The sequence below is a fragment of the Erwinia phyllosphaerae genome, from assembly GCF_019132875.1.
Classification (GTDB): domain Bacteria; phylum Pseudomonadota; class Gammaproteobacteria; order Enterobacterales; family Enterobacteriaceae; genus Erwinia; species Erwinia phyllosphaerae.
Window position 1 is genome coordinate 41,595 of record NZ_JAHSPF010000013.1, and the last position, 22,301, is coordinate 63,895.

Genomic DNA, 22,301 nt, shown 5'->3' on the forward strand with positions numbered 1-22,301 from the left:
GATTTGTCGATATGAGCTTTGTCGGCGGCCGAAACTGGAAAAAAGGCGTTTCTGTAGCGAAGATAAGAAGAGATTTACCTGACGTGACGCAAAGCTTATCAGCACGTTGGGATGCTCACCCGCATGACCAAAGGAGTAAAAGATGGCCGAATGGGTCAACGCCACCGTAAAAGAGGTGCATGACTGGACAGAAAGCCTGTTCAGCATCACCGTCAACGCGCCTGTCGATCCTTTTATCGCCGGACAGTTTGCCAAGCTGGCGCTGGAAGTTGACGGTGAACGCGTACAGCGCGCCTATTCCTATGTAAACGTACCGGGCAACAAAGATCTGGAGTTTTATCTGGTGACGGTGCCGGAAGGGAAACTCAGCCCGCGCCTGCACGCGCTACAGCCCGGCCAGACGTTGATGATCACCAAAGAGGCTGCGGGTTTCTTTGTTATTGATGAAGTACCCGACTGCAAAACGCTGTGGATGCTGGCAACCGGCACCGCAATCGGCCCCTATCTGTCGATTTTGCAGGAAGGCAAAGGACTGGAGCGCTTTGAAAACATTGTGCTGGTGCATGCCGTTCGCTACGCGCGGGACCTGAGCTACCTGCCGTTGATGCAGACGCTGGAGCAGCGCTATAGCGGCCAGCTACGTATTCAAACCGTGGTCAGCCGCGAAGAAACCCCTGCCGCGCTAACGGGCCGGGTACCCGCACTGATCGACAGTGGCGAACTGGAAGCAGCCGTTGGCCTGCCGATAACGGCACAGGAAAGCCACGTCATGCTGTGCGGTAATCCGCAAATGGTCAGAGACACCCAGCAGTTGCTGAAAGAGACGCGCGAAATGCGTAAGCATCTGAAGCGTAAACCGGGCCATATCACCAGCGAGCATTACTGGTAATCCGGCGTCCGGCGGCCAAAATAGTTGACCTGCAGCGTGGTTTTGCCGAAGCGGTTTTCACCTTTGCTTCCGCTGAATACGCCCAGTTCCAGCATCATCGTGACGAGGATCAGCGTGGGCGTAAAGCGGCCCAGCGCCCACTGCCAGCCGGGAGAGAGCGATTCCCAGTTTCCCGCCATCAGCATCCAGGCGACGATCAGCAAAAGTCCCCAACAGGCCGACTTATTGCGGTCGTGCAGGCGCTTGACCACCACGGCGCTGGATGGCCAGAGCAGGCTAACCACGCAAAAGGCCGCCGTCTGGGTGCTGATCCAGCCGCGTGCGGCCAGCGAGAAAAGCACGGTCAGCAACAGCAGCCAGAGCGTTAACCAGATCCACAGATCGCGCCGTCCCAGCCTGCCTCGCCAGGAAAAACACCACGCTTGTAAGGTCATTTTTTCTTCCTCAGAACAGCGTCAGGCTTTGACTTTGCCGGTCATTGTCCGTTCTAATCTTGAGTTAAATGCACTGGTTAGAGCTACAGATAATGAATAAAGCGATGTTCACAGGTTTTACGTTACTGGTCTGGTTGATGACGCTGCCCGTCCGGGCCGACGCCGATCCGCAGGAGCGTGCTGAACATATGCCTGTGGCACCCTATCTTCTGGCCGGCGCGCCGACCTTTGATATGACTATCGGCCAGTTTCGCGAAAAGTATAATGCTATTAATCCTGGATTACAGATTGCTGAATATCGCGCGACCGACAGCCGGGGCGACAAGAGTAATTTGACGCGTGCCGCCAGCAAGATCAATGAAAATCTCTACTCTTCTACCGCGCTGGAACAGGGAACCGGTAAGATCAAAACGTTACAGATTACGTTACTGCCGGTGCCGGGCCCGGATGAAAAAGCATCGCGCGACAAGGCGGTGGCTTATATGGTCGCGCTGGCCAGATTTTTTGAGCCAACGCTGACCCAGCAACAGAGCCAGAAGCGGCTGGACGAGGTCCTGGCAAAAGGGAAAGGTTCCCGTTATTACGCCCAGGCAGAAGGCGCGCTTCGCTACGTGGTTGCCGACAACGGCGATAAGGGACTGACCTTCGCTATTGAGCCCGTGAAGCTGGCGATGGGCGCTAATTGACCGCCTGAAAGATGACGAAAAGCAAAGCCTTCCGGGGTTTTGATCTCTATACTGTCTGGCAGACAACCGCTGCTCAGGCAGGGTAATTTAACCGTATCGCGCTAAGCGTGGAGGATAGAATGCGACATCCGTTAGTAATGGGTAACTGGAAACTGAACGGCAGCAAGCAGATGGTTAACGAGCTGATTGCCGGTCTGCGCAATGAGCTGAGCGCCGTTGATGGCTGTGGCGTAGCCATTGCCCCTCCGACGATTTATCTGGATCTGGCTAAGCACGCCAGCTCCGGTAGCCATATCGCGCTTGGCGCACAGAACGTTGACGTCAATCTTTCTGGCGCTTTCACCGGTGAAGTTTCTGCCGACATGCTGAAAGACGTTGGCGCAAAATACATTATTATCGGCCACTCCGAGCGTCGTACTTATCATAAAGAAAGCGATGAGCTGATTGCGAAGAAATTTGCCGTGCTGAAAACGGCGGGCCTGATCCCTGTTCTTTGCATCGGTGAAACCGAAGCGGAAAACGAAGCGGGCAAAACCGAAGAAGTTTGCGCACGCCAGATTGACGCCGTGCTGAACACCCAGGGCGCAGAAGCGTTCAACGGCGTGGTCATTGCCTATGAGCCTGTCTGGGCTATCGGCACCGGCAAATCTGCAACCCCAGCGCAGGCCCAGGCCGTACACAAATTTATCCGCGACCATATCGCGAAGAAAGACGAGGCCGTTGCGGCTCAGGTCATCATTCAGTACGGCGGTTCCGTTAACGATAAAAACGCTGCTGAACTGTTTGCCCAGCCGGATATTGATGGCGCGCTGGTTGGCGGTGCATCGCTGAAAGCGGACGCTTTCGCCGTGATCGTTAAGGCTGCTGCCGCAGCGAAAAACGCGTAATAGCGGACGCTTTTACCGTTATCGTTAAGGCTGCTATTGCAGCATAAACGCATAACCATAAACCCGCTCCGGTAACGGAACGGGTTTTTTCGATCTACATCACACTTCCCTGCTGGTCCACCTGGCCAAAACAAACATTTCATTAACATAAAATCAACAAAGCGCCCGCCAGCACCCGCTGAAAAATATTTTTATCCTGCCGATTTATTGATCGAGAAAAGTCTGCTTTTTATCCACCCTGCCGATTTTTTCCCCATCGGGCTATTTACCTATCCTGTTGTAAGTAAAGAGCATTCAATCCAGCCAGCGTTTAATTACCCCGTTCACTATCACGATTGCTAATCTTCGCAAGGCCAGCATTCTTATTTTTAATCTTTAAACAATTTTTTAATTGCCGCGTAACAATGGTATATTTCTGAGACGCTTAATGCGCGTTAATCATCCGTTTTTTTGATGGAAACGCCCTGTATACAGTGAAACGGCGTACGAGGCCCGTTATAAGCCGCGCCGTTTCGCTTGCTCACCATGTTGATTGGTCAACATACGGAGAAGTCGACTCATGCCAAAATTAGCAGGACTTCTGGCCGTTATGGGCTCCGCGAAAGCCGCTACGGCAGATGAAGAAATCGATGTATTACTGATCGGCGGAGGCGCTATGAGCGCCACGCTCGGTACTTATCTACAGGCGCTGGAGCCAGAGTGGCGCATCAGTATGGTCGAGCGCCTGGACAGCGTGGCCGTAGAGAGTTCCAATGGCTGGAATAACGCGGGCACCGGTCACGCCGCGCTGGCGGAAATGAACTATACGCCGCAGAAAGCCGACGGTACGGTCGATATCACCAAGGCCGTTGAGATCAACGAATCTTTCCAGGTTTCTCGCCAGTTCTGGGCGCATCTGGTGCAAAAAGGCATTCTGAACCATCCGCACAGCTTCATTAATACCGTGCCGCACATGAGCTTCGTCTGGGGCGAGGATAACGTGGCGTTTTTGAAGAAGCGCTTTGAGGCGTTACAGAAAAGCTCGCTGTTCCGCGGCATGGAATATTCAGAAGATCCGGAACAGATCAGAGAGTGGGTTCCGCTGCTGATGGAAGGTCGTGATGTAACAGAACGCGTGGCGGCCACGCGCATTACCACCGGTACGGACGTGAACTTCGGTGAAATGACGCGTCAGATGGTTGCTTCACTGCAGAAGAACCCCAGTTTTTCACTGGATGCCAGCCATGAAGTGCGCGGCTTTCAGCGTAACGACGACGGCAGCTGGAACGTGACCATCGCCGATTTAAACAACAACGGCCAGCAAAAAACCCTGCGCGCGAAGTATATCTTTATTGGTGCGGGCGGCGCGGCGCTGACGCTGCTGCAAAAAACGGGCATTCCGGAAGCCAAAGATTATGCAGGCTTCCCTGTTGGCGGTGAATTTCTGGTAACGGAAAATCCGGAGGTGGTAAAACGCCATCTTGCCAAGGTTTACGGCAAGGCCTCCGTCGGCGCGCCACCTATGTCCGTTCCGCATCTGGATACGCGCATGCTGGACGGCAAACAGGTCCTGCTGTTCGGGCCTTTTGCGACCTTTTCCACCAAATTCCTCAAGCAAGGTTCGCTGTGGGATATGTTTGGCTCAATGACCGCGTCAAACTTTAAGCCGATGATGCACGTCGGGCTGGATAACTTCGATCTGGTGAAGTACCTGATAGGTCAGGTGATGCTGACCGATGACGACCGCTGCAAGGCGTTACAGGAATATTTCCCGGAAGCGAAAAAAGAGGACTGGCGTCGGGTTAAGGCGGGTCAGCGCGTACAGATTATTAAAAAGGATGCGCAAAAAGGCGGCGTGCTGAAGCTGGGCACGGAGGTAGTGACTTCGCAGGATGGCACCATCTCGGCGCTGCTGGGCGCGTCGCCTGGCGCCTCTACGGCCGCCACTGCCATGCTGGATTTAATGAGCAAGGTATTTAAGGACAAAATCGCCACGCCAAAATGGCAGGCGAAGCTGAAGATGATGATGCCTTCTTATGGTCAGAAGCTGAACGGCAACGTGGCGGCGACCGAACATCAACTTGCCGAAACCAGCCGTATTCTGCAGCTCGACTACTCGCCGTTTACCGCTGCTAACGATGAAGCCGCCGTTGCTGGCGCGTCGGTGATAGGTAAATAAGCAGCGGCTTATATCGCAAACTCAAGGCTTAACCGCCAGAGGGCTGGAACTGGAAGCCACGCCCCAATAGCCCATCCTGCGTCGTCTCTGGCGCAGGATACTTTACTAACCCCCCGCGCTTTACCGTCTGAAACAGAATCTTTCCGTTTTTTCAGCCGCGCGCCCTGCCGCTTCCCGCACAACGCCCTCAGCCGTCTATGCTTTTAGCTAACCCAAATGAAAAGGAGCAGCAGATGGACACCTCTTCCCCCCATTCCGCAACCGATTCTGAACTTCAGCTGCTCGACCGCTACTGGCGCGCCGCCAACTATCTTTCGGTCGGGCAGATCTACCTGATGGCTAACCCTCTGCTGCGTGAACCGCTGCAGCCTGAACACATTAAGCCACGTCTGTTGGGACACTGGGGAACCACGCCTGGGCTGAACTTTATTTATGCGCACTTAAACCGCATTATTCGCCAGCGCGATGTCGATCTGCTGTATATCTGTGGCCCCGGTCACGGCGGGCCGGGCATGGTGGCAAACACCTGGCTGGAAGGAACCTACAGCGAAATTTATCCGCAAATTAGTGCGGATGCTCAGGGTATGCAGCGCCTTTTCCGTCAGTTCTCTTTTCCCGGTGGCATTCCCAGCCATGCCGCGCCGGAAACGCCCGGCTCAATCCATGAAGGCGGTGAGCTAGGATATTCGCTGGTGCATGCCTTTGGGGCCGCTTTCGATCATCCGGATCTTATCGTGCCCTGCGTGATCGGCGATGGCGAGGCCGAAACCGGCCCGCTCGCGGCCAGCTGGCACGGCACCAAGTTTTTAAACGCCGCCCGGGACGGTGCCGTCCTGCCGATTCTGCACCTTAATGGCTACAAAATTGCTAACCCTACGCTGCTGGGACGCAGCAGCGACGACGATCTCCGCCAGCTATTTGCGGGTTATGGTTACGAACCGCTGTTTGTCAGCGGCGACGATCCGCAGAAAATGCATCGCCTGATGGCCGACGCCTTCGATTACGCTTTTGACCGCATCCGCCATTACCAGCAGCAGGCGCGTCAGGGCGAAGCCAGCGACAGCATCCCCGCCTGGCCAATGATTATTCTGCGAAGTCCCAAAGGCTGGACCGGCCCCAAAACCGTAGACGGGAAAAAAGTGGAGGGTTTCTGGCGCGCTCATCAGGTGCCGGTTTCTGAATGCCGTGAAAACGACGAGCACCGCCAGCTTTTGCAGGAGTGGATGCAAAGCTATCATCCTGACGATCTGTTTGATGCCGAAGGCAGGCTCAAACCTGAACTACAGGCGCTGGCACCGCAAGGCGAAAAACGGATGGGCGCGACGCCATACGCTAACGGCGGTCGGCTGCGAAAAGAGCTTAAAACACCGGATATCAGACAGTTTGCCGTCGACGTTGCAAAACCTGGTGAAACGCAGGAGCAGTCCACCGCCGTGCTGGCAAGCTATCTCAGCGCTATTTTCCGCGACAATCCCGATAACTTCCGCCTGTTTGGCCCGGATGAAACTGCCTCTAACCGCCTGAGTAAGGTTTTTGACGTCACTAACCGCACCTGGATGGAAGCTATCCGCGATTACGACGTCCAGCTGGCACCGGATGGTCGGGTCATGGAAATCCTCAGCGAACACCAGTGCCAGGGCTGGCTGGAAGGTTATCTGCTGACCGGTCGTCACGGCCTGTTTAACTGTTACGAAGCCTTTATCCATATTATCGATTCTATGTTTAACCAGCACGCTAAATGGCTGAAGGTTTCCCGCAAGCTGCCCTGGCGTGAGCCAATCGCCTCGCTTAACTATCTTCTCTCCTCCCACGTCTGGCGCCAGGACCACAATGGCTATAGCCATCAGGATCCCGGCTTTATCGATCACGTTGTCAACAAAAAGGCCGACGTTGTCCGCGTTTATCTGCCGCCGGACGCTAACACGCTGCTTTGGGTTGGCGATCATTGCCTGAAAACCTGGAACCGCATCAACGTGATTATTGCCGGTAAGCAGCCGGAGCCGCAGTGGCTGACGATAGAGGAAGCGGCTGCACACTGTGAAAAAGGCATGGGGATTTGGCCTTGGGCCGGTAACGAAAAAGCGGGTAAGCAGCCTGAAGTGGTAATGGCCTGCGCGGGCGACGTACCCACCATGGAAACGCTGGCGGCGGTGGATCTGCTACGGCAATATCTGCCCGACCTGTCGGTACGCGTAGTTAACGTAGTAGATTTGCTGGCGCTGCAAACGCGTGAGCAGCATCCTCACGGCCTGGAAGAACAAGATTTCGATGAAATATTTACGCGTGACAAGCCGGTTATCTTTGCTTTCCACGGCTATCCGGCACTGGTCCATCGTCTGACCTACCAGCGTAACAACCATCCAAACTTCCACGTGCGGGGATTCAATGAAGAAGGCACCACTACCACGCCTTTCGATATGACGGTGCTGAACGAGCTGGATCGTTACCATCTGGCGCAGGAAGCGATTTTGCGCGTGCCGGGCCTACAGGAAAAAGCTGCGGACGTGCTGGATGCGTTACAGGAAAAACTGGCCGCTCACCACGCTTACGTGCGCGAACATGGCGAAGACATTCCGGAAGTGCGCGACTGGAAATGGCCATCACAGGAAGGCAGCGGCGAAGCGGGAGATTAAAGCAGCATCGCTATAGGTTTGGCCCGCGATATTGTTATCCCGGGCTTTCTTGCCACCGAATCCTGCACATGAATGTTGCAGGATTCGGTAACGACCACTGTTTATGGCTTCAACACTTCCACCAGCATCCAGCCAACGGTAATCACCAGCGACAGCGCCATCACGCTGTTGAATGCTTTAAGCTTCCACGCAACCTGAAGGTGCCTGCCCAGCCGGTCACCCATTACGGCCCAGACCAGGATACAGGGCAGGTTTAACAGGGCAAAGCCGCTCATCATCGGCACGATACTGCTGCTGGCAGAATAGATCAGCGCCACATTGGTCGCCATCAGCCAGGCCTTGGGATTAACCACCTGCAATAGCGCGCCGTTTACCAGCGATACCGGCCGGGCTTTTTCCCGCATTTCCGGCGCGCCAGCGCGAAAAATTTTCCATGAAAGCCACAGCAGATAAGCGCAGCCCAGCAGCGTCAGCGGCAGGCGAATGGCGCTCATCCAGAGCAGCAGACTGTCCAGCAGCAGCACGGCCATGGCAATTTGCAAAGCGCAACCCAGCGTGATGCCAAACATCATCGGCAGCGTGCGGCGCATACCAAAATTAACGCCGGAGGTGGCCAACATCAGGTTATTCGGGCCTGGCGTAATGGACATTACGGTCACATAACTGAAAAAAGAGGGATCGAGCATGGTTGCGCTCCAGCAGGTAAATGAAAACACCATAGTAAGGAGCGCACGCCAATGGTAACAGATTCAGAAATACACTATTGTTACGGTTACAATCCTGTTTACTCCCAGACTGTACCCCTGCGCCGGAGAGCCAACTGTGTCCATCATCGAACCGCAAGAGCACACGTTATATCACCAGCTGGCCGAAACGCTGGCGCAGGCGATTCATCAGGGCACCTGGCTGCCCGGCAGTCGCCTGCCTGCTATTCGCCGCTGCGCCGCTACCCATCAGGTCAGCATTAATACGGTGCTGGCGGCTTATCGGCTGCTGGAAGATCGCGGTTTAATTGAGGCCAGGCCGCAGTCTGGCTACTACGTGCGCGGCGTGCTGCCTTCGGTAAAAGCCCCCGGCAACCATCGAACGCAGGTACGTTCGCCCAGCAGCGAGAAACTGGATTTGATCGATGCCGTTTTTGCCGCGCAAAACCATCCTGACTACATCAATATTTCGCTGGCGTGTCCGCAAAACAGTGACTTCTTTCCGACGGCAAAAATTAGCCGCATCATGGCTTCGCTGCTGCGTCGTGAACCCGGGCTGATTGGCCGCTACGCGCTTCCGCCCGGCAGCGAGCGGCTGCGTCGCGAAATCGCCCGTCGCGTCACGGATTTGGGCATGAAGCTGACCACTGAAGATATTACGCTGACGCACGGCTGTATGGAGGCGCTACAGCTGGCTTTGCGGGCGGTCACTAAGCCTGGCGACTGTGTCGGGGTTGAGACGCCCACCTATTTTTATCTTTTCCCGCTTCTTGCCAGCCTGGGGCTAAAAGTCCTGGAAATTCCTACCGACCCTCAGTATGGCCTGTCGCTGGACGCGCTGGAGCTAGTATTACGAGAACAGCGTATTCAGGCGCTGGTCGCAATGCCGACGGTACAAAACCCGCTGGGATGCACCATGCGGCTGGAAGATAAAAAGCGGCTGGCGAAGCTGGTTAACCATTACCAGGTGCCGCTGATTGAAGATGGGCTGTATTGCGAGCTGCAATTTTGCTGGCCGCTTTCGCCTGCGGTAAAAGCCTTTGATACCGATGGCTGGGTAATACACTGCGCCAGTTTTACCAAAACGGTCGCGCCCGATTTTCATGTGGGCTGGGTGGCAGCAGGCCGTTTTAGCGAACAGCTGGCGCGGCTGAAGTCGGTTTCATCACTGACCGAATCGAAACTGTTAAGCGAAACGCTGGGATTATTTCTGGAGTCTGGCGGTTATGACCACCATCTGCGCACCATGCGCCGTCGCTACGCCGCGCACATGGACGAAGCTCGCGGACTGATTGCCCGGCATTTTCCTCAGGGAACGCGGGCGACGCTGCCCGGCGGCGGCTTTATCTTCTGGGTCGAGCTACCGGGCCAGGTGGACTGCATTGAGCTGTTTCACCGCCTGCTGCAGGAAAAAATCTGCCTCACGCCCGGCGCGCTCTATACGCTGAGCGATCGCTGCAACAGCGCCATTCGCCTGACCTGCTGTTATCCTTTCGACGAACGCTATACCTGGGCGCTGAAGCGGACAGGCGCGCTGGCCTGTGAATTAAGCGGCATCCCGGCCGGCATCAGCTAACCCGGCTCACGGCATACCGTTACGTCCCCAGTGCGCATAGGCTTTACGCTTTGTCAGCCGTTCGTAATAGGCGCGCACCGCCGGTAGCTCCGGATGCTCTATTGGCGTTTCGTACCAGCGGTTCACCGACAAGCCTATCGGGATATCGGCCAGCGAAAAGGCGCTACCGGCAACATAGGCGTCGGTACGTTCCAGTTGCTGATTCAGAATGGCCATGGTGTAACTCCAGCCTTTGCAGGCGGCGGCCAGCAGGCGCGGATCCTGATGGGCGGGAGAGTGCCGCACCAGCGACATGAACGCATAGCGCCAGGAGGTGTTTAATTCGGTCGCCTGCCAGTCAATCCACTGATCGATTAACCCACGCGGACGTGGCTCCTGTGGATAAAGCCAGCTGCCGTCGTAAGCATTTGCCAGATAGCGAATAATCGCGTTCGACTCCCACAGGACGAACTCATCATCCCGGATAACCGGCATCAGCGCGTTGGGATTGAGTGCCTTAAATTCCGCGTCCTGGGGCGATTTTGCACCGTCACCCCACTCTTCCCGCTCAAAGGCAATCCCCAGTTCTTCACAGGTCCACAGGACTTTTCGAACATTGATGGACGAAGCTCGCCCCAGTATTTTCAGCATAATTCCGTCACTTTTTTTGTTCAGGTTTTGGCTATTCCTACCCTTTTCAGCGCGAACTGAAAACGTTACTCCAGTCCTGAAAATAGCATCTCTCACGGGTTCCGATCGTGAAAATTCCTGATACTCTCAAATATTGTTAACGGAAAGGGCTTTGTTATGACGCAATTACGCGCTTTTAAGCAGGTCGATGTTTTTACTTCTTCCCCCCTGAACGGTAACCCGCTGGCGGTGATTTTGGCGGCGGACGATCTGAGTACGGCACAGATGCAGGCTACGGCCCGCTGGACGCACTTATCGGAAACCACGTTCGTGCTGCCTGCCACCGATCCGCAGGCTGATTATCGGGTAAGGATTTTTACTCCGGACGGCGAACTGCCTTTTGCCGGCCACCCGACGCTGGGTACTGCGCACGCGCTTCTGGAGTCAGGAATCAGCCTGAAAAAAGCGGGGCAGATTGTGCAGCAGTGCGAGCTGGGGCTGGTGACGATCCGCATTGGCGACAACGGCGCACTGGCCTTTGCCGCACCCGAAGCGACGCTGACCGAATTTAACGACGCGCCTTTATCCAGCGCGCTGAACAGCAATGCGTTTGAGACAAAGCTGCCGGTGATGGTGGCCGATATGGGGATCCGTTTTCTGCTGGTGCCGATGATTTCCGCTGAGGCGGTGCTGGCTATCCGGCCTGACGTGACGGAATTTGAACGGCTGTTGAAAAAAGCCCGCGTCACGGGCGTGATGCCGTTTGGCCCGCTACAGGGAGAAGAGGAACAGTATGAAGTACGCGGCCTGCTTATGGAGCATGGTTCACTGTGTGAAGATCCGGTGACCGGCAGCGCTAACGCCTGTCTTGCCCGCTATTTTCAGGCGCAGGGCGTCGAACTGGATTACCGGGTACGCCAGGGAACCGCTCTCCAGCGTGCAGGACGTCTCAACGTTAACTGGGCGGCTGGCCATCCCTGGATCGGCGGCCACACGGTAACGGTGATTGACGGCGAGATCCGCATCTGATGTTTGCGTGCCGGAAATCACCATTTCCGGCATGTTGATCTCTCACAAAAACATTCCGCCAGAGGCTTCAATACGCTGGCCGGTAATCCAGCCGCTCTCTTCGCTGAGCAACATCGCGATGGCTTTACCAATATCATCCGGCACGCCCGGTCGACCAAGCGCCGTAACCGAAGAGATAAAAGCGTTTACCTGAGGGTTGTCACGCACTCTGCCATCGCTGAAATCCGTTTCGATAGCGCCGGGGGCCAGAATGTTGACTCTGATCCCCCTTGCCGCCAGCTCTTTCGCCTGATAGCGCGTCAGCACCTCCATCGCGCCTTTCATGGCCGCATAAGCACCTGAACCGGGTTGACTGAAGCGGGTCAGACCGCTGGAGATATTCAGAATGCTGCCGCCGTTAACCATTAGCGGCAGTAACAACTGGGTCAGGAAAAACGGTCCTTTAAAATGGACGTTAACCAGCTCGTCGAACTGCGCCTCCGTGGTAGAAATAAAAGGCTCATGCAGGGCCGTGCCGGCGTTGTTCACTAAATAATCAAAGCTGTCGCGCTGCCAGACGGCTTTCAGCTGTTTTTTTACTTCATCGACAAAAGCAGGGAAAGCCTGGCTGTCGCTCACATTCAGCTGAAGCGCCACGCCACGGGCTCCCAGCGCCTCGATCTCCTTCACCGTCTCTAACGCTTCCGGCTCTTTTCCGCGCCAGGTCAAAATGACGTCAACGCCCTTTTCCGCCAGCTTCAGCGCCCCATTTCGACCTAAACCGCGGCTACCGCCGGTAATCACTGCAATTTTATGGCTCATTTCAAATCTCCGGGTTTCACTGTGGATAAAAAACAGGATATTGCGGGCAAAGCGATCTATAAATATCCCTGAATACGCTTCACTGTTTCAATTTCAACAACAATGAGCGCGCCAATGGATAAAATTCAAGCAATGCAGGTTTTTGTCAGAGTAGCTGAACTTCAGAGCTTTACCCGTGCTGCGGAGAGTATGGGGCTGCCAAAAGGCAGTTTGTCACGTCAGTTACAATCACTGGAAAATATGATGGGCGTTCGTTTGCTGCATCGTACTACGCGTCGCGTCCAGCTTACCCAGGATGGCCAGGTTTATTATGAGCGCTGTCGCGACGTGCTGGCGACGCTGGACGAAATGGATTCCCTGTTTCAGCACGACCCTGCGACGTTAAGCGGCCGGCTACGTGTAGATATGCCGGTCAGTATGGCTTGTGATTATGTTTTGCCGCTGCTGCCCGGTTTTATGCAAAATTATCCCGGTATTGAGCTGGAGCTGAGCAGCAGCGATCGGCGAGTGGATGTTGTGCGCGAAGGGTTTGACTGCGTGGTGCGAGTGGGCACGCTGGAAAATTCTGGACTGATTGCCAGGCCATTGGGAAAGCTAACGATCATTAACTGCGCCAGCCTGGATTATCTGACGCGTTTCGGCACGCCCACGACGCTGGATGACCTCGCCTCGCATGCGATGGTGCATTACAGCCAGCAGATTGGCGTACAGCCTCCGGGCTTTGAATTTTTTGACGGAAAGATCTGCCGATATATTAAGACTGGCGGCACGGTCACGGTCAACAGCACGGAGACCTATCGTGCCGCCTGTCTGGCTGGCCTGGGCATTATCCAGGTGCCCGAGCGCGGCGCCCGCAAGGCGTTGAAGGAGAAAAAGCTGGTCGAGATCCTGCCGCATTTCCGGGCGGAACCGATGCCGGTTTCATTGATTTATCCGCACCGCCGTAACCTGACGCGGCGGGTACAGGTCTTTATGGACTGGCTTAGTCAGGCAATGAAACATTACGTGGTCTGATCGCGCGACTATAATTTGTTTTACGCCATGTTATTGAAGGATATAAAGAAGGATTCATGAAGGAAAAAACGACTGAACGTCCTCAAAAAAAAGAGGCCAGCCCGCTGATTAATATCAAAACCGGCAATAAAACCGTCGATAAGTCGATTACGCGCGTCTCCCGACTGGCGAGCTGGTTTCAGGCTATTCCGGCAGTAGCGCACTTTATCCGTGCGGGCGAACGCTTTAACGATCGGATGGGCAGCCAGTTTGGCGCAGCGATTACCTACTTTTCTTTTCTGTCGCTGATCCCCATTTTGATGGTGACCTTTGCCGGTATCGGTTTCGTGCTGGCCTCTAACCAGGATTTACTGACCGGCCTGATTGATAAAATGGTGAACAGCATTAGCGACCCTACGCTGGCGACCACGCTGCAAAACACTGTTAAAACAGCGGTTCAGCAGCGCACCACGGTAGGGATTACCGGTTTGCTGGTTGCGCTCTATTCCGGCATTAGCTGGATGGGTAACCTGCGTGAAGCCGTTCGCGCCCAGTCGCGCGATGTCTGGGAGCGTAACCAGCAGGACAAAGAGAAGATTTACTTTAAATACACGCGCGATTTTATCTCGCTCATTGGCCTGGTGCTGGCACTGTTTATCACCATTACGCTGACTTCCGTAGCCGGTGCGGCTCAGGATGCCATCGTACGGGCGCTGGGCCTGGACGGAATTGAGTGGCTGCGTCCGGCGATGACCACCATCGCGCTGTCGATCTCTATCCTGGCTAATTATCTGCTATTTTTGTGGATTTTCTGGCGGTTACCGCGCCATAAGCCGCGTAAAAAAGCGCTGTTTCGCGGTACGCTGCTGGCCGCTATCGGCTTTGAAGTGATTAAAGCGATTATGACGATGACGCTGCCGAAACTGGCCTCGTCGCCTTCCGGCGCGGCGTTTGGTTCGGTGCTGGGCCTGATGGCTTTCTTCTATTTCTTTGCCCGCCTGACGCTGTTCTGCGCCGCCTGGATTGCCACCGCAAAATATGCCGATGACCCGGAAGAGCCAGCGCCTGAGGCCCCGGTCTGAAAAAATCAGGATGACGGCTGCAAGATAGCGCAGCTGTGATCCTGCAGCTCTTCCGCCGAGCCCCGGTTAAGCATCAGCAGATTACGTTTAATCACCATCAGCACGCGACGTCCATCCGGCATAGCCGCAACCGCTATGCCATATTTCCCCATCTCCTCACGCGCGCCCGGCAATTCGTTTGCTACCCGAATAAACGGGCTGGTTTTTTTCAGTTCGTCTCTGGTCACGGTGCGGAGCTGGTAAAGGTGTTTCCCCAGCTGTACCGACTGCCAGCTGGCGTTCAGTGACGCGTTCAGGCTGTCCAGCTGGCGGCGAATATCCGGGCGCAAACATGAAATATGGATATGCAGCTGATTTTGCGTTCTGCCGCGCTGCGAGTTAATACTCAGCGCCACCGCGCTGTCGGCAACAGGCGAGCCGCGTCGCTCTTCCATATAGTGTCGGGCGCGCCAGGCTTCGGCAAAAAAGTTAGGCGTAAAAGGATTCAGCAGTTGTGGACTTTCAATGCCGGTAATTTTCTTTACCGGCAGCAGCAGGAATTGCAGCGGGCCTTCCCGGTCTTTCATTACTACATAGCCATTGTGTAAATCCACCAGCCGACACGGCGTAGCATCATTATTTTGCTGCTGATTGGGAATACATTGCTGGCTAACGATATTCCATAAAGCATTGGCATTATTTTTATGTTCCAGCGCCGTCAAACCGGTGGCTGCGACGACGGCCGCAATAACCACAATCAGGACAAGCTTTCGTCCCTGCATGATAGAAAACCTCTGCTCTATTTACTGTGCATAATGTAAACGAATCATTGCTAAAGGTCATGCTAAATAATAAACCTGAGTGACTATTCGCAATTAGATACTTTTATTCAGCGGGATAGCGCAAGAAGTAAAGTCGAAATAAGAGGGAAAAGCAAAAAGCCGATCGAGCGATCGGCTTTCAGATAGCGGGCAACTTAACGTGTAAAATCACGACAAGCTCTGGATGAAGCGCTTCAGACTGGTATAAATGCCGCTTTTTGCCTCCTAGCAAAAAGCTCGGGCCAACCGTGCCAGCGCTTTTTCAATAAACGTTGCCACGGCAGGTCAAACCTTTCGTACCCTGAGGTACTTTTTTGGGCTCTGCTGACGTGGCAAACAGAATACTTTAGCGCTGCATAGCCTGGTCGTAAGTCCCGCCATCCGCAAAGTGCGTTTTTTGCGCTTTAGTCCAGCCGCCGAATTTAGGATCGTCGATGGTAAACAATTTCACTGGCGCAAAAGTTTTCGCATATTTCTTCGCTACTGCCGGATCGCGTGGACGATAGTAGTTTTGCGCGGCAATCTCCTGGCCTTCCGGCGAGTAGAGATACTTCAGATAATCTTCGGCCACTTTGCGCGTATCGCGAGAATCCACGACTTTATCCACTACTGAAACAGTAGGTTCCGCAAGGATTGATTCGCTCGGCGTAACGATTTCAAACTGATCTTTTCCCAGTTTATTAACGGCCAGGTAAGCCTCATTTTCCCAGGCAATCAGTACATCGCCAATACCGCGCTCTACGAAGGTATTGGTTGCACCGCGTGCGCCGGAGTCCTGTACCTCTACGTTTTTAAATAACGCTTTGATATAGGCCTGCGCTTTTGCCGTGTCGCCATTATTTTTATCCAGCGCCCAGCCCCATGCTGCCAGGTAATTCCAGCGCGCGCCGCCCGAGGTTTTCGGATTTGGCGTAATCACGGAAACGCCCGGCTTCGTCAGATCCTGCCAGTCGTGAATTTGCTTTGGATTGCCTTTGCGCACGAGGAAAACGATGGTGGAGGTGTAAGGCGCAGAGTTATCAGGCAGGCGCTTGATCCAGTTTTTATCGATACGTCCACGATCGGCAATAGCATCCACGTCGGAAGCCAACGCCAGCGTGACGACATCGGCACGAATACCGTTAATTACAGAGGTAGCCTGTTTGCCGGAACCACCGTGCGACTGGCGAATGACCACGTTGTCGCCCGTTTCCTGCTTATAGTGCGCGCTGAATGCTTTGTTGTACTGTTCGTACAGTTCACGAGTTGGATCGTACGAGACGTTCAACAGCTGGATATCTTTCGCCAGAACGCTGGTCGAAGCCAGCAATAAGGTCAATCCGACACTCCACTTTTTCATTATGCGCGCTCCCAAAGTTTTTAACTGGCTGAGAGCGTGACACAAAGTGATTCACGACTTAAAGAATTAAAAAACAGGTTTAATAACCGAATGGAATATCAGGAGGGAGGCGCTGTTAATCAGCGCCTCGGGATGTGGGATTCTTTCTAGTACAGTCTTTTAGCCGTATCCAGCCAGTCACCTTTAAACGGACGCTTCATGTTTTCAATGGCGTCAATAATGTCATGATGAACCATCTTCTCGTTCTGGATACCTACGCAGCGGCCGCCGTAGCCTTGCAGCAGCAGCTCAATTGAGTAGGCTCCCATACGCGAGGCAAGGATACGATCGTAAGCGACCGGCGCGCCGCCACGCTGAATATGTCCCAGCACCGTCGAGCGGGTTTCGCGTTTGGTTTCGGATTCGATATATTTTGCCAGCTCGTCGATATCGCAGATATGTTCGGTAATGGCCACAATCGCATGCTTTTTGCCTTTTGCGATCCCTGCTTTAATCTCTTCTACCAGCTCTTCGCGAGTAAAAGGGATCTCCGGCAGTACAATAAACTCACAGCCACCAGCAATGGCCGCAGCCAGCGTCAGATCGCCGCAGTAACGGCCCATAACCTCAACGATAGAAATACGCTGATGTGAGGAAGAGGTGTCGCGTAAACGGTCAATCGCTTCGACAACCGTTTCCAGCGCGGTGAAATAACCAATAGTGTAATCCGTACCGGCTACGTCGTTATCAATGGTGCCTGGCAGGCCGATGCAGGGAAAGCCCATTTCCGTCAGGCGTTTGGCACCCATATAGGAGCCGTCACCGCCAATGACCACCAGCGCATCAATACCGCGCTTTTTCATGTTCTCAATGGCTACGGCGCGCGTAGACTCTTCGCGGAATTCAGGAAAACGCGCTGAGCCCAGAAAGGTGCCGCCGCGGTTAATCATGTCGGAAACGCTATAGCGATCCAGCGTCGCCATGCGATCTTCATACAATCCCAGGTAACCATCGTAAATGCCAAAAACTTCAAGATTTTCGCTCAGCGCCGCACGAACGACACCCCGAATAGCTGCATTCATGCCAGGCGCGTCACCGCCGCTTGTCAGTACACCGATTTTTTTGATCATGACAACCTCTGAACTTGTTGATGCAAATTTTAAAGTCTGAACGCCGTGGGGAGCGGCGTACGCGAGCGATCTATGGCTAATGTTGGCAATAGTATATCAAAGCCCTGTAGCTGAATTGATTCAGGTCAGAGATCATTCTGCTATTTTTTCGACGCAAAATAACTCTTCAGGGCAATTTCCAGTTAACTCTTTTAAATATAAGGCGATCATAACCCATCCAGCGGCTTTTCCGGCACGACTGAACAGGGATCCTGGTGGATAGTAATATCAGAACCAGGAAAAGCTTTCAGTAACGCCCTTTCCACATCTTCCGCAATCCGATGGGCCTGGAACAGCGTGAGCTGGTCTTTTAACTCAAGATGCAGCTGAATAAAGCGTGTCGGCCCGGACTGGCGGGTACGAATATCGTGCACGCCTTCAACGCCTGGCCAGTTTGTTACTATTTTTACGATTCCCTGTTTTTCCGCTTCCGGCAATGCCCTGTCCAGCAGCAGCTGTACCGCTTCGTAGCCCATGCGTAATGCGCTGTAGAGTATCCAGACGCCGATGCCTAAGGCAAACAGTGCATCCGCACGTTTAAACCCGTACCAGCTCAGTCCTAACGCGACCAGAATGGCGCCGTTCATCACAACGTCGGACTGATAGTGCAGCATATCGGCGCGAATCGCCAGGCTATGCGTTTTCCGCACCACCCAGCGCTGAAACGCGACCAGAAGCAGCGTTGAAAAAAGTGCGATCAGCGTCACTACAATCCCAACCAGCGGCGCTCGCATTTCAGCAGGTGTGGTCAGATGTTGCAAACCGGTCAGAAAAAGAAAAAGTGCGGAACCTGAAATAAACATGCTTTGCGCCAGGGCGGCCAGGGATTCGGCTTTGCCATGCCCGAAAGTATGTTCGTCATCAGCGGGTTGCAGGGAATAACGTACGACAAAGAGATTGGTCATAGAAGCGGCGATATCCACCAGTGAATCCACCAGTGCCGCCAGCAGGCTCACCGAGCCGGTATACCACCAGGCAAATATTTTCACTATCAGTAGCAGTGAAGCCAGAATTGTTGCCGCCAGCGCGGCGGAGCTAACCAGACGGGCATAATGCTGTGCCATACCAAACTCCGTTCAGGGCAGAGCGTTAAGTATACCGAATTTCTGATAAAAAAAGCCCCCTCATCATGAGGGGGAAGACAGGGATGGTGTCTATGGCAAGGAAAAAAGGGATATTCTGTTACTGGTGACTGCCGGTGTTGCTTACTGCCTGCAGCGACGAAGCCTGCTGCGTTTCAGTCAGCCTGCGCATTTCATTCATGCGCTGCTGGTATTTCTGGTTCAGGACTGTCTGCTGGGCCGGCGTTAGCAGGTGATACATCTGGTTGCGCACCTGCGCCATTTCGACCTGTCTTACCACTTCAGCCTGAGCAATTTTATCAACCCGCGTTTTATAGCCCGCTGCATCGAATTTATCTGCAATAATCATGGTGTGCAGCTGCTCTAAATCGCTAATACTTATGGGCGAACCTTCATGACGAGTCTGCTGCATCAGATCCCGCATCTGCTGGCGTTGCTGTTCCGTAAGATTGATGCCGTCAAACATCTGACCTTGCAGAATTTGCGCCATACTGCCTGGCACCGTCCCGCTTTGATGCATCTCGTCAGTCGTCACATCGGCGGCTCTGGCGGTAGAAAAGCTTAAGATCAGTGCCGGAACCACAACGACGGCGGTAACTTTGCGCATCGTTTACTCCCAGGTTGGTTTCCATCTTTTGATTCAACAGAAACCAGTCTACGGAGGCAGCTGCAAACATGCGTCAGGGGGTGTAAAACTACGTAAAGTCATGGATTACGGGCATTCGTTCACGGTATTTTGCCTGTGGAGGGCGATAAAAAATGAATAAAATCCTGTTGGTTGACGACGATCGCGAACTGACTTCGCTATTGAAAGAATTGCTTGAAATGGAAGGCTTTGATGTTCTGGTTGCTGGCGACGGTGAACAGGCGCTGGCCGTGTTGGACAGCTCTGTCGATCTTTTGCTTCTGGACGTTATGATGCCGAAAAAGAACGGTATCGACACGTTAAAAGAGCTGCGTCAGCAGCATCAGACGCCGGTGATTATGCTGACAGCGCGCGGAAGCGAGCTGGATCGCGTACTGGGGCTTGAGCTGGGCGCTGACGATTATCTGCCTAAGCCTTTTAACGACCGTGAGCTGGTGGCTCGCATACGCGCTATTTTGCGCCGTTCTAACTGGAGCGAGCAGCAACAGCAGCACGACAGCAGCTCTCCTACCCTGGAAGTGGACCATTTGCGTCTTAATCCGGGCCGTCAGGAAGCCAGCTTTGACGATATCGCGCTGGATTTAACGGGGACTGAATTTACGCTGCTCTACCTGCTGGCGCAGCATCTGGGCCAGGTTGTTTCTCGCGAGCATTTGAGCCAGGAAGTTTTGGGCAAACGCTTAACGCCGTTCGACCGCGCTATCGATATGCATATTTCCAACCTGCGCCGTAAATTGCCGGATCGCAAGGATGGGCATCCCTGGTTTAAAACGCTGCGTGGCCGGGGCTATCTGATGGTTTCCGCTACATGATTTCCAGTTTAACTACCCGCATCTTCGCTATTTTTTGGCTTACGCTGGCGCTGGTGTTGATGCTGGTGCTGATGGTTCCCAAACTTGATACCCGTCAGATGACGCCGCTGCTCGATAATGAGCAGCGGCAGGGCACCATGATTGAACAGCACGTGGAAGCGGAACTGATGCAGGATCCGCCCAACGATTTAATGTGGTGGCGCAGGCTGTTCCGCGCCATCGATAAGTGGGCGCCGCCGGGACAACGCCTGCTGCTGGTTACCAGCGAAGGACGCGTTATCGGCGCGCAACACAGCGAAATGCAGGTCATTCGCAACTTTATTGGCCAGTCGGACAACGCCGATCACCCGCAGAAAAAGAAGTATGGCCGGATCGAAATGATTGGGCCCTTTTCCGTGCGTGACGGTGAAGACAGCTACCAGCTCTATCTGATCAGACCTGCCGGCAGCTCGCAGCTCGACTTTATCAATCTACTGTTCGATCGTCCGCTACTGCTGCTGATAGTGACGATGTTGATTAGCTCGCCGCTGCTGCTGTGGCTGGCGTGGAGCCTGGCGAAACCGGCGCGCAAACTCAAGCATGCTGCCGATGATGTCGCGGCAGGCAATCTTCGACAACGACCGGAGCTGGAAGCGGGGCCGCAAGAATTCCTTGCCGCAGGCTCAAGCTTCAATCAGATGGTCAGCGCGCTGGAGCGGATGATGACCGCGCAGCAGCGCCTGCTGTCCGATATCTCACATGAACTCCGTACGCCGCTAACGCGCTTACAGCTGGCTACCGCGCTAATGCGGCGGCGGCATGGTGAAGGCAAGGAACTTCAGCGTATCGAGATGGAAGCGCAAAGGCTGGACGGCATGATCAACGATCTGCTGGTGCTTTCGCGCACCCAGCATAAAAACGCGCTGGTCAGCGAGGCGATGAAGGCAAATCATTTGTGGTCTGGCGTACTGGATGATGCCCGGTTTGAAGCAGAACAAATGGGGAAAACGCTGGAAGTCCCTTATCCACCGGGTCCGTGGCCGCTTTACGGCAACCCGAGCGCGCTGGATAGCGCCCTGGAAAATATTGTTCGTAACGCGCTACGCTACTCACATACTAAAATCATGGTGAGCTTTTCCGTAGATAAACAGGGCATTACTATCCATGTGGATGATGATGGCCCGGGCGTTAGCGCTGAAGATCGTGAGCAAATTTTCCGGCCATTTTACCGAACCGATGAAGCGCGCGATCGTGAATCCGGTGGTACCGGTCTGGGGCTGGCTATTGTAGAAACGGCCATTCAGCAGCATCGCGGCTGGGTAAAGGCAGATGATAGTCCGTTAGGTGGCCTGCGGCTGACGCTCTGGCTACCGCTTTATACCAGCAATAACTAGTTCGCCAGGGGCAGACGGAAAGCCGTTTATCTGCCCACTGCTCCGCATGTCGGCAACATACCTGATCCATTGCGAATAATTTGCTATGCTGCGGCCCTTCTGACCGAGGGCCGCAGCCGATGCTGAATATCGTACTTTTTGAACCTGAAATTCCCCCAAACACCGGCAATATCATTCGCCTGTGCGCCAATACCGGCTTCCGCCTGCATTTGATTGAACCACTGGGCTTTACGTGGGACGACAAGCGTTTACGCCGCGCCGGGCTGGATTACCATGAATTTACTGCTATTCAGCGTCACGCCGACTATGCCGCTTTCCTGAGCGCAGAAGCGCCGCAGCGTCTTTTCGCCTTAACAACGAAAGGGACGCCAGCACATAGCGCGGTAAGTTATCAGCCTGGCGATTATTTGCTGTTTGGACCTGAAACCCGTGGATTACCGGCAACGATTCTGGATGCGCTACCGCCGCAGCAGAAAATTCGCATCCCTATGCAGCCGGACAGCCGCAGCATGAACCTGTCAAATGCCGTTTCCGTGGTGGTTTATGAAGCGTGGCGCCAGCTCGACTATGCGGGCGCGCTGCTTAAGAAGTGACAGGCGTGATGCTGGCCTGCGAGACAG

General features: G+C 54.3%; 21 protein-coding genes. 12 read left to right on the forward strand and 9 right to left on the reverse strand.

Going from position 1 to position 22,301, the window contains the following annotated elements:
- Positions 1–142: 142 nt before the first annotated feature.
- Positions 143–889 (forward strand): ferredoxin--NADP(+) reductase, encoded by a 747-nt coding sequence (gene fpr, locus KUE00_RS19075; protein WP_246761570.1) that lies wholly within the window; start codon positions 143–145, stop codon positions 887–889.
- On the opposite strand, the gene KUE00_RS19080 is transcribed toward fpr, so the two are convergent.
- The gene (locus KUE00_RS19080; protein WP_246761571.1) at positions 880–1,323 is read right to left on the reverse strand and encodes a DUF805 domain-containing protein; all 444 of its coding nucleotides are present in this window, start codon (positions 1,321–1,323) and stop codon (positions 880–882) included. The genes fpr and KUE00_RS19080 overlap by 10 nt on opposite strands.
- 92 nt (positions 1,324–1,415) lie before the next feature.
- Between KUE00_RS19080 and KUE00_RS19085 the strand changes: the two genes are divergently transcribed.
- From KUE00_RS19085 to KUE00_RS19100, 4 genes are all read left to right on the forward strand, one after another.
- Positions 1,416–2,009, forward strand: a complete 594-nt coding sequence (locus KUE00_RS19085) for a DUF1454 family protein (RefSeq protein WP_246761715.1) — start codon at positions 1,416–1,418, stop codon at positions 2,007–2,009.
- Between the two features lie 119 nt (positions 2,010–2,128).
- Positions 2,129–2,896: a triose-phosphate isomerase gene (tpiA, locus tag KUE00_RS19090; RefSeq protein WP_246761572.1), complete on the forward strand. Its 768-nt coding sequence runs from the start codon at positions 2,129–2,131 to the stop codon at positions 2,894–2,896.
- A gap of 559 nt (positions 2,897–3,455) precedes the next feature.
- On the forward strand, positions 3,456–5,054 hold the full coding sequence (gene mqo, locus KUE00_RS19095; protein WP_246761573.1) for a malate dehydrogenase (quinone): 1,599 nt from the start codon (positions 3,456–3,458) through the stop codon (positions 5,052–5,054).
- 233 nt (positions 5,055–5,287) lie between these two features.
- A complete protein-coding gene (locus KUE00_RS19100) occupies positions 5,288–7,687 on the forward strand; it encodes a phosphoketolase family protein (RefSeq protein ID WP_246761574.1) in 2,400 nt (799 codons plus the stop codon).
- 101 nt (positions 7,688–7,788) lie between these two features.
- Here KUE00_RS19100 and KUE00_RS19105 read toward each other — a convergent pair whose 3' ends face one another.
- Complete coding sequence (locus KUE00_RS19105) at positions 7,789–8,373, reverse strand: LysE family translocator (protein ID WP_246761575.1); 585 nt, start codon at positions 8,371–8,373, stop codon at positions 7,789–7,791.
- A 136-nt stretch (positions 8,374–8,509) separates the two neighbouring features.
- Here KUE00_RS19105 and KUE00_RS19110 point away from each other — a divergent pair, with 136 nt between their 5' ends.
- A complete protein-coding gene (locus KUE00_RS19110; protein ID WP_246761576.1) occupies positions 8,510–9,967 on the forward strand; it encodes an aminotransferase-like domain-containing protein in 1,458 nt (485 codons plus the stop codon).
- 6 nt (positions 9,968–9,973) lie between these two features.
- Here the strand turns inward: KUE00_RS19110 and KUE00_RS19115 are convergent, their stop codons facing one another.
- A complete protein-coding gene (locus KUE00_RS19115) occupies positions 9,974–10,597 on the reverse strand; it encodes a glutathione S-transferase family protein (protein ID WP_246761577.1) in 624 nt (207 codons plus the stop codon).
- 156 nt (positions 10,598–10,753) lie between these two features.
- Here KUE00_RS19115 and KUE00_RS19120 point away from each other — a divergent pair, with 156 nt between their 5' ends.
- Entirely contained in the window at positions 10,754–11,605 is an 852-nt protein-coding gene (locus tag KUE00_RS19120; protein ID WP_246761578.1) for a PhzF family phenazine biosynthesis protein, read from the forward strand.
- Between the two features lie 42 nt (positions 11,606–11,647).
- On the opposite strand, the gene KUE00_RS19125 is transcribed toward KUE00_RS19120, so the two are convergent.
- Positions 11,648–12,406: an SDR family NAD(P)-dependent oxidoreductase gene (locus KUE00_RS19125; protein WP_246761579.1), complete on the reverse strand. Its 759-nt coding sequence runs from the start codon at positions 12,404–12,406 to the stop codon at positions 11,648–11,650.
- 114 nt (positions 12,407–12,520) lie between these two features.
- Between KUE00_RS19125 and KUE00_RS19130 the strand changes: the two genes are divergently transcribed.
- Complete coding sequence (locus tag KUE00_RS19130; protein ID WP_246761580.1) at positions 12,521–13,420, forward strand: LysR family transcriptional regulator; 900 nt, start codon at positions 12,521–12,523, stop codon at positions 13,418–13,420.
- A 56-nt stretch (positions 13,421–13,476) separates the two neighbouring features.
- The gene (yhjD, locus tag KUE00_RS19135; RefSeq protein ID WP_246761581.1) at positions 13,477–14,481 is read left to right on the forward strand and encodes an inner membrane protein YhjD; all 1,005 of its coding nucleotides are present in this window, start codon (positions 13,477–13,479) and stop codon (positions 14,479–14,481) included.
- A 5-nt stretch (positions 14,482–14,486) separates the two neighbouring features.
- Here yhjD and KUE00_RS19140 read toward each other — a convergent pair whose 3' ends face one another.
- From KUE00_RS19140 to cpxP, 5 genes are all read right to left on the reverse strand, one after another.
- Positions 14,487–15,242, reverse strand: coding sequence for a CDP-diacylglycerol diphosphatase (locus tag KUE00_RS19140; protein WP_246761582.1), 756 nt, complete (start codon positions 15,240–15,242; stop codon positions 14,487–14,489).
- A gap of 385 nt (positions 15,243–15,627) precedes the next feature.
- Positions 15,628–16,620 carry a sulfate ABC transporter substrate-binding protein gene (locus KUE00_RS19145; protein ID WP_246761584.1) on the reverse strand — a complete coding sequence of 331 codons (993 nt, stop codon included), beginning with the start codon at positions 16,618–16,620 and terminating at the stop codon, positions 15,628–15,630.
- Between the two features lie 146 nt (positions 16,621–16,766).
- Positions 16,767–17,729, reverse strand: coding sequence for a 6-phosphofructokinase (gene pfkA / locus KUE00_RS19150; RefSeq protein WP_246761585.1), 963 nt, complete (start codon positions 17,727–17,729; stop codon positions 16,767–16,769).
- 206 nt (positions 17,730–17,935) lie between these two features.
- Positions 17,936–18,832 carry a CDF family cation-efflux transporter FieF gene (fieF, locus tag KUE00_RS19155; RefSeq protein WP_246761587.1) on the reverse strand — a complete coding sequence of 299 codons (897 nt, stop codon included), beginning with the start codon at positions 18,830–18,832 and terminating at the stop codon, positions 17,936–17,938.
- Positions 18,833–18,950: 118 nt separating this feature from the next.
- Complete coding sequence (cpxP, locus tag KUE00_RS19160) at positions 18,951–19,457, reverse strand: cell-envelope stress modulator CpxP (RefSeq protein ID WP_246761588.1); 507 nt, start codon at positions 19,455–19,457, stop codon at positions 18,951–18,953.
- Between the two features lie 152 nt (positions 19,458–19,609).
- Between cpxP and cpxR the strand changes: the two genes are divergently transcribed.
- From cpxR to trmL, 3 genes are all read left to right on the forward strand, one after another.
- Positions 19,610–20,308 carry an envelope stress response regulator transcription factor CpxR gene (gene cpxR, locus KUE00_RS19165; protein ID WP_246761591.1) on the forward strand — a complete coding sequence of 233 codons (699 nt, stop codon included), beginning with the start codon at positions 19,610–19,612 and terminating at the stop codon, positions 20,306–20,308.
- Positions 20,305–21,681, forward strand: coding sequence for an envelope stress sensor histidine kinase CpxA (gene cpxA / locus KUE00_RS19170; protein WP_246761592.1), 1,377 nt, complete (start codon positions 20,305–20,307; stop codon positions 21,679–21,681). The genes cpxR and cpxA overlap by 4 nt, the downstream gene beginning before the upstream one ends.
- A gap of 119 nt (positions 21,682–21,800) precedes the next feature.
- Complete coding sequence (trmL, locus tag KUE00_RS19175) at positions 21,801–22,274, forward strand: tRNA (uridine(34)/cytosine(34)/5-carboxymethylaminomethyluridine(34)-2'-O)-methyltransferase TrmL (RefSeq protein ID WP_246761594.1); 474 nt, start codon at positions 21,801–21,803, stop codon at positions 22,272–22,274.
- Positions 22,275–22,301 lie beyond the last annotated feature (27 nt).